The 12,961-nt window shown below is 73.9% G+C and carries 13 protein-coding genes and 1 pseudogene; 10 read left to right on the plus strand and 4 right to left on the minus strand.

Annotation, left to right across the window (positions count from 1 at the left end):
* Window positions 1-85 precede the first annotated feature (85 nt).
* The 10 genes from GSF22_RS21650 to GSF22_RS21695 all read left to right on the plus strand — a co-directional run bounded on the left by GSF22_RS21650 (window position 86) and on the right by GSF22_RS21695 (window position 10,361).
* The gene (locus tag GSF22_RS21650; RefSeq protein ID WP_208815564.1) at window positions 86-1,696 is read left to right on the plus strand and encodes an ABC transporter substrate-binding protein; all 1,611 of its coding nucleotides are present in this window, start codon (window positions 86-88) and stop codon (window positions 1,694-1,696) included.
* Window positions 1,697-1,706: 10 nt separating this feature from the next.
* Window positions 1,707-2,801: an ABC transporter permease gene (locus tag GSF22_RS21655; protein ID WP_208815565.1), complete on the plus strand. Its 1,095-nt coding sequence runs from the start codon at window positions 1,707-1,709 to the stop codon at window positions 2,799-2,801.
* Window positions 2,798-3,718 (plus strand): ABC transporter permease, encoded by a 921-nt coding sequence (locus GSF22_RS21660; RefSeq protein ID WP_208815566.1) that lies wholly within the window; start codon window positions 2,798-2,800, stop codon window positions 3,716-3,718. Before GSF22_RS21655 ends, GSF22_RS21660 begins: the two co-directional genes overlap by 4 nt.
* Window positions 3,719-3,720: 2 nt before the next feature.
* On the plus strand, window positions 3,721-4,695 hold the full coding sequence (locus GSF22_RS21665; protein ID WP_208815567.1) for an ABC transporter ATP-binding protein: 975 nt from the start codon (window positions 3,721-3,723) through the stop codon (window positions 4,693-4,695).
* Window positions 4,692-5,666 (plus strand): ABC transporter ATP-binding protein, encoded by a 975-nt coding sequence (locus GSF22_RS21670; protein WP_208815568.1) that lies wholly within the window; start codon window positions 4,692-4,694, stop codon window positions 5,664-5,666. The genes GSF22_RS21665 and GSF22_RS21670 overlap by 4 nt, the downstream gene beginning before the upstream one ends.
* A gap of 10 nt (window positions 5,667-5,676) precedes the next feature.
* Window positions 5,677-6,912 carry an amidohydrolase family protein gene (locus GSF22_RS21675; protein ID WP_208815569.1) on the plus strand — a complete coding sequence of 412 codons (1,236 nt, stop codon included), beginning with the start codon at window positions 5,677-5,679 and terminating at the stop codon, window positions 6,910-6,912.
* Window positions 6,909-8,552, plus strand: a complete 1,644-nt coding sequence (locus tag GSF22_RS21680; RefSeq protein WP_208815570.1) for a DUF885 domain-containing protein — start codon at window positions 6,909-6,911, stop codon at window positions 8,550-8,552. Before GSF22_RS21675 ends, GSF22_RS21680 begins: the two co-directional genes overlap by 4 nt.
* A gap of 113 nt (window positions 8,553-8,665) precedes the next feature.
* A complete protein-coding gene (locus GSF22_RS21685) occupies window positions 8,666-9,040 on the plus strand; it encodes a nuclear transport factor 2 family protein (RefSeq protein ID WP_208815571.1) in 375 nt (124 codons plus the stop codon).
* Window positions 9,037-9,363: a TIGR04076 family protein gene (locus tag GSF22_RS21690; RefSeq protein WP_208815572.1), complete on the plus strand. Its 327-nt coding sequence runs from the start codon at window positions 9,037-9,039 to the stop codon at window positions 9,361-9,363. The genes GSF22_RS21685 and GSF22_RS21690 overlap by 4 nt, the downstream gene beginning before the upstream one ends.
* Window positions 9,360-10,361: an LLM class flavin-dependent oxidoreductase gene (locus GSF22_RS21695; protein WP_208815573.1), complete on the plus strand. Its 1,002-nt coding sequence runs from the start codon at window positions 9,360-9,362 to the stop codon at window positions 10,359-10,361. The genes GSF22_RS21690 and GSF22_RS21695 overlap by 4 nt, the downstream gene beginning before the upstream one ends.
* 7 nt (window positions 10,362-10,368) lie before the next feature.
* Here GSF22_RS21695 and GSF22_RS21700 read toward each other — a convergent pair.
* From GSF22_RS21700 to GSF22_RS21715, 4 genes and pseudogenes are all read right to left on the minus strand, one after another.
* A pseudogene (locus GSF22_RS21700) lies at window positions 10,369-10,725 on the minus strand (copper resistance CopC family protein); the annotation flags it as partial.
* A 45-nt stretch (window positions 10,726-10,770) separates the two neighbouring features.
* On the minus strand, window positions 10,771-11,880 hold the full coding sequence (locus GSF22_RS21705; protein WP_208815574.1) for a sodium:calcium antiporter: 1,110 nt from the start codon (window positions 11,878-11,880) through the stop codon (window positions 10,771-10,773).
* Window positions 11,881-12,058: 178 nt separating this feature from the next.
* Entirely contained in the window at window positions 12,059-12,520 is a 462-nt protein-coding gene (locus GSF22_RS21710; protein WP_208815575.1) for a VOC family protein, read from the minus strand.
* The gene (locus GSF22_RS21715; RefSeq protein WP_208815576.1) at window positions 12,517-12,897 is read right to left on the minus strand and encodes an MmcQ/YjbR family DNA-binding protein; all 381 of its coding nucleotides are present in this window, start codon (window positions 12,895-12,897) and stop codon (window positions 12,517-12,519) included. Before GSF22_RS21715 ends, GSF22_RS21710 begins: the two co-directional genes overlap by 4 nt.
* Window positions 12,898-12,961 lie beyond the last annotated feature (64 nt).

Genomic DNA, 12,961 nt, shown 5'->3' on the forward strand with positions numbered 1-12,961 from the left:
GTGTCACCGACGCCGCCCGGCCTGCCGATCCCCCCGATGCCCGGGCGCCGGGCGCCGTTCAAAAAGATACGAAGGTAGGAGCAGCATGTCGGTTAGCCCTCGCCGGCTCCGCGCCGGAGCGCTCGCTCTGGCGGCGCTGGCCGCCGTCTCCAGCACCGCCGCGTGCAGCGCGGGCGGCAGCGGTGGAAACGCGGACGGCGGTACGTCGAAGACCCTCACCGTGGACACCTCGTTCGTGCTCAAGACCCTCGACCCGGGCCGGGTCTACGAGGCCACCGGCCTCACCGCCGTGCACGCCCTCTACGAGACCCTGCTGACCTTCGAGGGCTCGGACGTGAGCAAGCCGGTCCCCGCCCTGGCCGAGTCGTACCAGGCCTCGCCGGACGCCAAGACCTTCACCTTCACGCTCCGCCCCGGGGTGACCTTCTCCGACGGCACCCCGCTCACCGCCGACGACGTGGTCTTCTCGCTCAACCGGCTGAAGAACATCAAGGCCAGCCCGGCGGTCACGGTCAGCGGACTGACCATCGACAAGAAGGACGACCGGACCGTCGTGGTCACCTCGGCCACCCCGAACCCCAACGTGCCCGTCGTGCTCGCCATGCCGTCGACCGGGGTGGTCAACTCCAAGGTCGCCAAGGCCAACGGTGCCTCCGACGGCGCGGACGCCGCCCAGGGCGACACCGCCCAGCAGTACCTGGACACCAACTCCATCGGCAGCGGCCCCTACGTGCTCAAGGCGTACGACCCGTCGTCCCAGGTGGTGCTGGAGGCCAACCCGAAGTACTGGGGCACCAAGCCGCAGTTCGACCGGGTCGTGCTGCGCAACATGGACGTGCAGACCCAGAAGCTGACCATGCAGCGGGCCGGTGGCGCGGAGATCGCGCTGGACATCTCCGGCAAACTCCTCGACGGACTGCCGGACACCCTGCAGACCTCCGGCGTGCAGGACACCGTCTACTTCCTCTTCCTCAACGCCGACCCGGCCGTGTCGAAGGTGACCTCGAACCCCGCCTTCAACCAGGCACTGCGGGCCGCCATCGACTACCAGGGCATCGCCGCCCTCTACGGCAAGGGCGCCGCCCCGGGCGCCGGCCTGGTCGCCCCGGCCTTCCCCGGCGCGCTGCCGGCCGGCGAGGCGTCGCAGCGGGACGTGGCCAAGGCCAAGGCGCTGCTCGCCGGGGCCGGGCTGACCAACCCGACGGTGAAGTTCAACTACCCGGCGATCACCTACAAGGGCGTCGACCTGGGCACCGTCGCCACCAAGGTGCAGGGCGACGCCGCCGAGGCGGGCATCAAGCTGGAACTGAACCCCCAGCCGCTGACCACCTTCCTCGACGAGATGCGCGGCGGCAAGTCCCCGATGGGCTTCACCCCGCAGAGCCTGAACTACCCGGTCGCCGACTCGCTGATCAACAACATGGCCCCCGGGCAGGCCACCGCGCTGCGCTCCGGCTGGACCGTGGACCGCGCCGACCCGGCCGTGGTGGCCGCCGGTAAGAAGGTCACCGACACCCTCGACGTGGCCGCCCGGGCCACCGCCATGCAGGAGTGGCAGCGGGCCATGAACGCCTCGTCGCCGTACATCGTGCTGGCCAGCAACTCCTCGACCGTCGTGGCGACCAGCGACCTGACCGGCGTCGACTACACGCCGGCCGGTTGGCAGATCGACGTCGCCGCGGTCGGCCGCAAGTAGCAGGGACACCATGACGACAGTCAGGAACGACGCCGAGCCGGGCGCGGTCACCACGACCGCGTCCCGGCCCCGGCCGCGCCGCCACCACCCGCTGCTGGCCTTCCTGGTCAAGCGGGTGGCGATCACCGCCGGCCTGCTGCTGGGCGTCACCATCGTGACCTTCGGCCTGGTGAGCGTGGTACCCGGCGACCCGGTCACCGCGAACCTCTCCGACCAGGCGCTCAACGACCCGGAGGCGGTCGCGGCGTTCCGCGCCAAGTGGGGCCTGGACCAGCCGCTGTACGTCCAGTACCTGCACTACCTGGGCAACCTGGTGCAGGGCGACCTCGGGCTGTCCCAGCAGACCGGCCGGGCCGTGCTGGACGACCTGCTGCGCTACGTACCGGCGACCATGGAACTGGCCATCCCCACCATGGTGCTGGCCCTGCTCGTCGGGACCGGCATCGGCATGCTCGCCGCCGTCCGCAACGGCCGGATCACCGACCAGATCGTCCGGGTCGGCGCGCTGCTCGGCCTCTCCACCCCGCCGTTCTGGCTCTCCCTCGTGGTGCTCTACGTCTTCTTCTACCAACTCGGTCTGACCCCCAGCGGGGGCCGGCTCTCCACCCAGTTCAGCCCCCCACCGACCGTCACCGGCATGTACACCGTCGACGCCGCCCTCGCCGGACAGTGGGACGTCGCCTGGGACGCCGCCCAGCACCTCACCCTGCCGGTGCTCGTGCTCACCTCGCTGACCGTGGCGATCCTGGTCCGGTTCGTCCGCTCGTCGATGCTGGAGGTCCTGCAACAGGACTACATCCGGGCCGCGTACGCCAAGGGCCTGCCCACCCGCACGGTGCTGCGCCGGCACCTGCTCCGCGCCGGCCTGGTCCCGGTCATCACCGTCTCCGGACTGGCCTTCGCCTCGCTGCTCTCCGGCACCGTGCTGGTCGAGAACATCTTCGGCTGGCCCGGCCTCGGCCAGTACGCCTACCGCAGCGCGACCGCGCTGGACCTGCCCGCGATCCTCGGCGTGAGCCTCTTCGTGGCACTGGTCTACACGCTGGTCAACCTCACCGTCGACCTGCTGTACGGGCTCATCGACCCGAGGATCCGCCTGCAATGACCATCATCGCTCCCGACCCCGTGACCCCGGACCCGAAGGCGGTCAAGGCGCTGGCCCGACGCGGTTGGCTGGGCCGACTGCGCGGCGGGCGGGGCACCGGCCGGCCGATCTGGCGGCAGCCGATCGCCGTGGTGGCGCTGACCATCCTCGCCGGCTGGCTGGTGATCGCCCTGCTCGCCCCGGTCGTCGCCCCGTACGACCCGCTGGCGCAGAGCCCCGACGCCTACGCCCCGCCGTCCGGCACGCACTGGTTCGGCACCGACTCGCTCGGCCGGGACGTGTTCAGCCGGGTCGCGTACGGCGCCCGGTTGTCCATCCCGCTGGCCCTGGCCATCGTCTCGCTGGCCCTGCTGCTCGGCGGCCTGCTCGGGCTGGTCGCCGGCTACGTCGGCCGGTTCGTCGACGAGGCGCTGATGCGCCTGACCGACCTGGTGTTCGCGTTCCCGCAGATCATCCTGGCCATGGCGGTGACCGCCGCGTTCGGCCCGAGTACCCGCAACGCCGTCCTCGCCCTGGTCATCGTCTCCTGGCCGGTCTACGCCCGGGTGATCCGCAGTGCGGTGCTGACCATGCGCGGCGAGGACTACCTCAGCGCCGCCCGGCTGCTCGGGGTCGGCCCGCTGCGCGCCCTGCGCCGCGACGTGCTGCCCAACAGCGTCGGCCCGGCGATCGTGCTGGCCACCCTGGAACTCGGCAACGCGGTCCTGCTGCTCGCCGCGCTCTCCTTCCTCGGCCTCGGCCCCCGGCCGCCGGCCGCCGAGTGGGGCTCGATGGTGGCCCTCGGCTCGCAGGACCTGTCGATGTGGTGGGTGAGCGTCTTCCCCGGACTGGCGATCCTCACCGTGGTGCTGGCCTTCAACGTGCTCGGCGACACGCTGCGTGACCGGATCGACCCCCGCTACGCGAAGGGACGCTGACCATGGCCCTGCTGGACGTGGAGAACCTGGCCGTCGCCCTGCCCGGCCCGCGCGGCCCGCTGCCGATCCTGCACGGCGTCTCGCTCCGCGTCGACGAGGGGGAACTGGTCGGCATCGCCGGGGAGAGCGGCTGCGGCAAGAGCCTCACCGCGCAGAGCCTGCTCGGTCTGCTGCCCCCGGGCGCGAAGGTCACCGGGTCGGCCCGGTTCGCCGGTACCGAACTGCTCGGCCTGGACGCCCGGGGCTGGCAGCGGGTCCGGGGCGCGGGCATCGCGATGGTCTTCCAGGACCCCACCGCCGCGCTGCACCCGATGCTCACCGTGGGTCGCCAGCTCACCGAACACATGCGGGTCCACCTGCGGATGGACCGCCGGGCCGCGAACCGTCGGGCGGTCGAACTGCTCGACCAGGTACGCATCCCCGACCCGGAACGGGCCGTGCGGGCGTACCCGCACCAGTTCTCCGGCGGGATGCGCCAGCGGGTCGCCATCGCCATCGCGCTGGCCGCCCGACCCCGGCTGCTGATCGCCGACGAACCGACCACCGCCCTGGACGTCACCGTGCAGGCCGGCATCCTGGCCCTGCTGGACCGGCTGCGCGCCGAGACCGGGCTGGCCGTCGCGTTCATCACCCACGACCTCGGCGTACTCAGCTCGTTGACCACCCGGGGTTACGTCTTCTACGCCGGGCGGGTGGTGGAGACCGGCCCGACCGGCGCGCTGCTCACCGCGCCCCGGCACCCGTACACGGCCGCCCTGCTCGGCGCCCGGCCGCACGGCACCCAGGCGGTCGGCACCCTGCGACCCATCCCCGGCGGGCCACCGGCACCGGGGGAGGCCCCGCCCGGCTGCCCGTTCCAGCCCCGCTGCGGGTACGCCGAACCGTCCTGCGGCACCGCGCCGCCCCCGCTGGAGCCGGTCGGCCCGGACCGCTCGGCGGCCTGCGTGGTCCGCCCCCACCTGGAGGTGCTGGTGTGAGCACGCCGGAGACCCTGCTGCGGATCGACGACGTCGAGGTGGAGTACCGCGCCCGGGGACGTGGCGCGGTCCGGGCCGTCGCCGGGGTCAGCCTCGACGTGGCCCCCGGGCAGATCGTGGGGCTGGTCGGCGAGTCCGGCTGCGGCAAGTCGTCGCTGGCCCGGGTGGCGGTCGGCCTCGCCGCGCCGAGCGCCGGGACGATCCGCTTCGCCGGCCGGCCGGTCACCCCGCTCGGGTGGCGCCGCCGGGCCGACGACGAGGTCGGGTTGCAGATGGTCTTCCAGAACCCGTACGCCTCACTGAACCCCCGACGCACCATCGGTGACCAGCTCCTCGACGGCGTACCCGGCCAGCTCGGCGGGGCCGCCCGCCGGGGCCGGGTGGCCGACCTGCTGGACCGGGTCGGGATGCCGGCGACCGCCGCCGACCGGTACCCGCACCAGTTCTCCGGCGGGCAGCGGCAGCGGTTGGCCATCGCCCGGGCCCTGGCCCCGGAACCCCGCATGATCATCGCCGACGAGCCGGTCACCGCGCTGGACGCCTCCTCCCAGGCCCAGGTGGTCAACCTGCTGGTCGGGCTGGTCCGGGAACTCGACATGGGGATGCTGTTCATCTCGCACGACCTGGCCCTGGTGCACGAGATCGCCGACGTCACCGCCGTGATGTACCTCGGGAAGATCGTCGAGACCGCACCCACCCGGGAACTGTGGCGCGCACCCCGGCACCCGTACACCCGGGCGCTGATCGACGCGGTACCGCAGATCAGCGCCACGCCGACGCTGCCGAAACCGCTCGCCGGTGAGGTCCCCGACCCGTCGAACGCGCCGACCGGCTGCCGGTTCCGGCCGCGCTGCCCGCACGCCTTCGACCCGTGCGGCACCCAGCCGCCCACCGTCGACCTGGGCGGACGCAGCGCCGCCTGCTGGCTCACCGACCCCACCGTGGCACCGGCCACGGCGGCCGCATCCTGAGGACGCACCCATGCACACCGCCACCGAACAGGTCCTGGTCAACCTCGCCCTCTACGACGGGGTCCGGGACGAATCCCAACCGGACCGGGGCATCTGGGTCGGCGCCGACGGCCGGATCGCCGCCGTCGGTCAGGTCGACGACGTCCTCGCCGAGGCCGGCCCGGCCGCCCGGGTGGTCGACCTCGGCGGCGACCACGTCATGCCCGGCCTGACCAACATGCACGTGCACCTCTCCCTCGGCCTGCCCGGCCACCTCGGCGACGAGGTGCACCGGTCCAACCTGGCCGAACTGGTCCTGCTGATGGCCGACTCGGCCCGGCGGACCCTGCACTCCGGCGTCACCACCGCGCGGCTCGTCGGCGAGAGCCGCTACGCCGACTTCGCCCTGCGCCGGGGCATCGAGCGGGGCGCGGTCGACGGGCCCCGGATCTTCACCGCCGGGCACGCGCTCTGCTGCACGGGAGGCCACGGCTGGGAGGCCGACGCGCTGGAGGCCGACGGCGCGGACGGGTTCCGCCGGCTCACCCGCGAGCAGATCCGGGCCGGCGCCGACCTGATCAAGGTGTGCATCTCCGGCGGCATCGCCGGCCAGTTCGAGTCGATCGACACCCCGCAGCTCCTCGACGACGAGATGGCCGCCGTCATCCGGGTCGCGCACGACTGGGGACGCAAGGTCACCGCGCACGCCGGTCCGGCCGAGTCGGTACGCCGGGCGGTGGAACTCGGCCTGGACTGCGTCGAACACGGCTACGAGCTGACCGACGAGGTGACCCGGCTGATGGCCGACCGGGGTGTCTGGTACGTCCCGACCATCGTGGTGAGCCGGTGCGAGCAGTTCTTCCGCGACTCCGGGGTACCCGGCTGGCTGATGGACCGGGCGCTGGCCGCCGGCCCCCGGCACTGGGAGAGCCTCCAGCACGCCATCCGCAACGGGGTGCCGATCGCCCTCGGCAGCGACATGCCCCCGCACGCTGGGTACGACGAGACCACCGCCACCGTCCGTGAACTGGAGTTCATGGTGGACGCCGGGATGTCGGTCGCGGACGCGCTGAAGGCCGCCACGATCCGCCCCGCGCAGTGGCTCGGCGCCGACGACCGGCTCGGCAGTGTCGAGGTCGGCAAGCACGCCGACCTGCTGGTGCTGCGCGACGACCCGACCCGCTCGGTTTCCGCCCTGCGCACCCTGCACCTGGTGATGAAGGGCGGCGTCGTGTACCGCGACGACCACCGCCGGGCCGCCCGATGACCACCGTCACCGAGGTCGCCGACGGGTACCTCGACGCGCTCGCCGGGCTGGACCCGCAGGCCGCCGAGGCGGCCGGGCGGACCCCCGGCTCGCAGTTCGCGGACCTCTCCCCGGACGGCTTCGACGCCCGCGCGGAACTGGCCCGGCGGACCGCGGCGCGCGCCGCCACGGCGACCGCGTCCGGCCCGGCCGAACGGGCCCTGGCCGGTGCCCTGGTCGACCGGCTGGCCAGCGAGACCGACCTGTACGACGCCGGGTTCACCACCCGGCTGCTCGCCCCGCTGGCCACCCCGGTGCACCTGGTCCGGCAGGTCTTCGACAACCTGCCCCGCACCACGGAACAGGACTGGGCGGTCGTCGCCGCCCACCTGCACCGGGTACCCACCGCCCTCGACCAGTACGCCGACACGCTGCGCCGGTCGGCGCGGCAGGGCCACCTGGTCGCCCGCCGGCAGGTGCTGGCGGTCGCCGACCAGTGCACCGCCTGGACCACCGCCGACTTCTACCGGCGCCTCGTGGCCGGCTACCCGGGCGGTGCACTCGCCGGGCAGCTCGACGCCGGGGCGGAGCTGGCCACCACCGCCACCGCCCGGTTCGCCGCGTTCCTGCGGACCGAACTGGCCCCGGCCGCGTCCGAGGTGGACGGTGTCGGGCGGGACCTCTACACGGTCACCGCGCGCAGCTTCCTCGGCGCGACAGTCGACCTCGACGAACTGTACGCGTACGGCTGGGCGGAACTGGACCGTACCGCCGCCGAACTGCGTACCGTGGCCGCCGAACTCGGCCACCCGGACGTGCCGGCCGCGCGGGCGGCACTGGACGCCGACCCGGCCGGGCGGGTACCGGTCGGCCCCGCCCTGGAGGACTGGCTGCGGCAGCGGACCGCGCTGCTGACCGACGCGCTGGACGGGACGCACTTCGACATCCCGCCCGCCACCCGCCAGGTGGTGTGCCGGCTCAGTCCCGCCGCCTCCGGGGTCATGTACTACACCCCACCCGACCCGGGGCTGACCCGTCCCGGCGCGATCTGGTGGTCGGTACCGCCCGGCGCGTCGGACGTGCCCGTCTGGCGGCACGTCGGCACGCTCTGCCACGAGGGGCTGCCCGGCCACCACCTCCAGCACGCCGTCACCCTCACCACCGCCGACCTGCACCCCTGGCAGCGGGTGCTGTGCCAGGTGCACGGGTACGCCGAGGGCTGGGCGCACTACGCCGAACGGCTCGCCGACGAGATCGACCTGTACGCCGGCCCCGCCGAGCGGCTCGGCATGCTCGACGGCCAGATGTGGCGGGCCGCCCGCGTCGTCGTCGACCTCGGCCTGCACCTGGGCCTACCGGTCCCGGCCGGGAACGGGTTCACCGACGCCCCACGCTGGACCCCCGAGGTGGCCGTGGACCTGCTCACCCGGGTCGCCGGCCTGGATGCCGCGACCGCGCGGTTCGAGGTCGACCGGTACCTCGGCTGGCCGGCACAGGCCCTGGCCTTCAAGGTCGGGGCCCGGCTGTGGCAGCAGGCCCGCCGGGAGGCCGAACAGCGCGCGGGCGTCGCGTTCGACCGGAAGCGGTTCCACGCCACCGCGCTGCGGCTCGGCCCGATGGGGCTGGACCCGCTCCGCGCCGCGCTCGCCGAAGCGACCTGACCCACCGGCCGCCCCGGCGGCCGGCACTCCGACCATCGCCCGGAAACCGTCACCCCCAGCCCTGACCGTCGACCCGCAAACCGTCACCCCAGCCCCGACCGGAAGTGATCCCGTTGACCACTGACGACCTCACCGCCACCATCACCGACATGTACCGGTCGTTGGGCGACCGGGCCGCCTTCGACGCCCACCTGCACCCGGACCTGACGATCTGGGAGTCCGACGCGGACACCCTGCTGACCGGGCTGGCCGCCCTCGACGACCTGCGGGACCGCCGGGCGGCGCGGCCACCGGCAGCGTCCCCGGTGGCGGTGGCGCCGGAACAGCTCCGCGCCGTGGCGTGGGGCGACACCGGTCTGGTGCACTACGTGCTGCGGGCCCGCCACGACGGCGACCACCCGGACGAGTGTTTCCGGGTGACCGACGTGCTGCGCCGCGAGGGGGACACCTGGCGGATCGTGCACCACCATGCGGAGGCCGTCCGATGAGCGCTGACGAGCCGGTCACCGACCTGTACGACCTGCGGGTCGTGGTGGAGCGGATCGAGGGCCGCTCGGTGTGCGGGCTGCGCCCCGGCGACCACGTCGACCTGACCGGGTCCAGCCGCCTCAGCATCCCCGCCGGCCGGCACTTCTGCCTCTACGCCCTGGCCGCCTGCCTGCCCCTGCTCCCCGCCAAGCAGCGGGAACTGGCCGAGGGCGACTGGCTGGCCCGGGACTCCCACGTGGCCTGCCCGGATCCGGACGAGCGGGTCATCCTGCGCATCGAGCGGACCGCCCGCCGGCAGATCCCCACCGGGGAGCTGACGTGAGCACCGGGGAGCGCCTGCTCGGGATCGGCCTCCAGTCCGACAAGAGCGCCGACGAGTACGCCGACCTGGCCGAGCTGGCCGAACGGCACGGCTTCGACGTGCTGTCGGTCTTCGGTGACCTGATGTACCAGCCGCCGATCTTCCCGCTGCTGGTGGCCGCCCGGCACACCCGGCGGATCCGGCTCGGCGCGGCCTGCCTCAACCCGTTCACCCTGCACCCGGTGGAGATCGCCGGCCAGATCGCCGCACTGGACCTGGCCTCGCACGGCCGCGCCTACCTCGGGCTGGCCCGGGGTACCTGGCTCGACCGGGTCGGCGTACCGCAGGCCCGGCCGCTGCGCCGGATCGCCGAGACGGTCGAGGTGGTCCGGCTGCTGCTCGCCGGGGACGACGGCGGCTTCCAGGGGCGCGAGTTCACCGTGGCCCCGGGCACCCTGCTGCGGTACGCCCCGACCCGTCCCGACGTGCCGGTCCTGGTCGGCACCTGGGGGCAGCAGACCGCCCGGGCGGCTGCCGCCTTCGCCAGCGAGGTGAAGGTCGGCGGCTCGGCCAACCCGGCGATGGCCAAGACGATGCGGGCCTGGCTGGACGAGGCGGCACCGGCCGGACGGACCGGGGGGACCGGGGTGGTGCTCGGCGCGGTGACGGTCGTCGACGAGGACGGCGCGCTCGCCCGTCGGGTGGCCCGCACCGAGGTGGCGATGTACCTCGCCGTGGTGGCCTCCCTCGATCCCACCATCGACATCGACCCGGAACTGCTGGCCCGGATCCAGCGGCACGTCAACCGCCGGGAGGACGACCTCGCGGGCGCGTTGATCGGGGACGACCTGCTCGACCTCTTCGCCTTCTCCGGCAGCCCCGAGCAGGTCGCGGCCCAGGCCGCAGCGGTGTTCGACGCCGGGGCGAGCCGGGTCGAGTTCGGCACGCCGCACGGGCTGACCCCGTACGGCGGGATCGACCTGCTCGGCCGGCGGGTGCTGCCCCTGCTACGCGGCTGACCGGCTCCGCGGCTGACCTGCGGCGGCGCGACAGCACGACGGCCCCGGCGACGGCCGCCACCGGCAGGACTGCGCCCCCGACCGGGACCAGGAGGCCGGGGCCGCCGGTCCGGTGGCGGTCGGCTCCGCTGCCGCCGGACGCGCGGTGGCGGCGGGGTCGGCGACGGTGAACCGGTACGAGCCCTGCACGGGGGTGCCCGTCGGTGGAGACCACCCGGTGGGCGACCGTGTAGGTGCCGTTGGCCAACGTCTCGTCGACGGTCACCGTGCCCGTCGTACCGCTGACCGTCGGCTCGCCGGTGGCGACCTTCCGCCGGGCGGCGTCGGAGACGGCGATGGTGCTGAAGGCCGGGTCCAGCGATCTGTCTCTGCCCGTTGGTCGCTGCGACGTGGGGTTTGGTTCCGGTGGTCAGCTCGGCACCAGCAGCAGACCGGCGACCCCGACCGTGTAGAGCACCAGGACGGCGATCGAGTCCGGGCCCATCCGTAGCCACTGCCGTTGCGGTCGGAACACCAGCCCGACCAGGTAGACGATGGTGAGCAGGCCACCGAGGGCGGTGAGGTAGATGTCGGTCGGGTGCGCCCGGGGCAGCACCGCCTCCCCGGAGAGCACGGTGGCGAGCAGGAAGAGCACCGGCAGGAAGGCGTTCCCGCCCAGGATGTCGCTGACGGCCAGCCGGTAGTCACCGAGCCGGGTGGAGGCGAGCCCGGTGGTGACCTCGGGCAGGGCGGTCACCGCAGCGAGCACGGTCGCCCCGAAGACGACCCCGGACATGCCGAGCCGGCCGAAGAGTTCCTGCCCGGAGACGGCGGCGAGCACCCCGGCCGCCAGGGTCGCCGCCGCGCCGACGACGAAGATCAGTGCGGCCCGGCGGGTGCCCATCCGCGCCAGCCGGGCCCTCTTGGCGGGCGTACCCGCGTCGCCGTTGCCGTTGCCGGCGTCCGGCTGGCCGTCACCGCCACCGCCACCGTCACCGGCGTCCGGCTGGCCGGCGTCGGCGGCGCCGCCGCCCGGCCCGGGCAGGCCGCGTCGGGCCCGCCGGACCAGGAGCAGCCCGGCGATCCAGAGCAGCCCGATGAGCACCACGCCCGGGGTGAGCCGCGCGACGATCACCGACCCGGGTAGCTGGGCGGCCATCACCACCACCAGTAGCAGCGCCACCACCAGGGCACACTCGATCAGCAGGGTGGGGGAGGCCGCGAGCCGGGTCAGCGGCCTGCGGGGCCGTACGCCGACCGCGTCCAGCAGGGCGAGCACCGCGGTCTGGATGGCGATGCCACCGAGGATGTTGCCCACGGCGACGTCGACGTGGTGCGCCAGCGCGGCGCTCGTGGTGATCGCGATCTCGGGCAGGTTGGTGGCGACGGCCAGCAGGATGGCCCCACTGAGCGCCTGTCCGAGCCGCAGGCGGCGGCTCAGCACATCGGTGGCGTCCGACAGGACGACGCCCGCTCCCCAGATGACCCCGGCGGCGGCGAGGAAGATCACCAGCAGCAGCGCCGAGGAGAGCCCACCCACCGCGGTCCTCCCCTGTCCGGTGCCGGCCGTCGGCCGCAGTGGTCCACCCGGGACAGGTTACGGCGGCACAGGTTCGGTGGGTGACGGATTCGCGTAGTTCGACCAGCGTCCGGTCCCTCCGGCGGGGACCGGACGGGGCACGCCGGCTGCTCCGGCACCGGGGGACCGGGGGACCGGGTCAGTCGAGGCAGAACTCGTTGCCCTCGGGGTCGGTCAGCACGATGAAGCCGGCACTCATCGGGGGAGCCGGCTCGTGGCGGCGTACCCGCGTCGCTCCCCGGGCAACGAGCCGGTCGCACTCGGCCTCCAGCGCCGCCATCCGCTCCTCCCCGTGCAGTCCCGGGGCCGCCCGGACGTCGAGGTGGACGCGGTTCTTACCGGCCTTGTCCTCCGGCACCTGCTGGAAGAACAACCGGGGGCCGTGCCCGTCCGGATCCTCGATGGCCGAGGCCCGGTTGCGCTCCTCCGGCGGTACGCCGACCCGGACGAGGAAGTCGTCCCACGCGGCCAGCGGGTCGGCGCCCTCGGGCAGGTCCACCCCGGGCGGGCCGGGGTGGACGTAGCCCAGCACGTCGCACCAGAAGGACGACAGGGCCCGTGGGTCGTGGGCGTCGAAGGTGATCTGGACGTGCCGGCTCATCGGGAGACTCCGTTCGGGTCGAGGTCACCGACGAGCGCCTCCGGGGCGCGCATCCGCCAGGCGTCGGTGACGAGTTCGGTCAGCCGGGCGACGTCGACCTCCGCGAGCCGGAGCAGCACCAGCGGCAGCCCGTCGTAGGCGGGCGTGGTGAAGAAGGTCCCGGGTTCGCCGAGGAGCAGCGCCTGCTTCTCGGCCTCGTCGCCGACGTACAGCACCGCGATGTCCGTCCGGATGACCCTCGGCCGGCCCGGGTTGCGCTCCGGGTAGGACCAGACGAACCCCTTGTCACCGACCCGGAAGTCGAAGCCGTCGCTGTCGATCTCGGTCACCTGGGGCAGCGCCAGGGCCAGTCGCCGGACGTCGTCCGCGTCAGCCATCGAGGTTGCTCCCGGCTCCCGGCTCCTGCATGCGTTCAGGGTACCGGTGACCGGGCGGTGGGGC

The sequence above is a fragment of the Micromonospora echinofusca genome, assembly GCF_017614955.1.
Classification (GTDB): domain Bacteria; phylum Actinomycetota; class Actinomycetes; order Mycobacteriales; family Micromonosporaceae; genus Micromonospora; species Micromonospora echinofusca_A.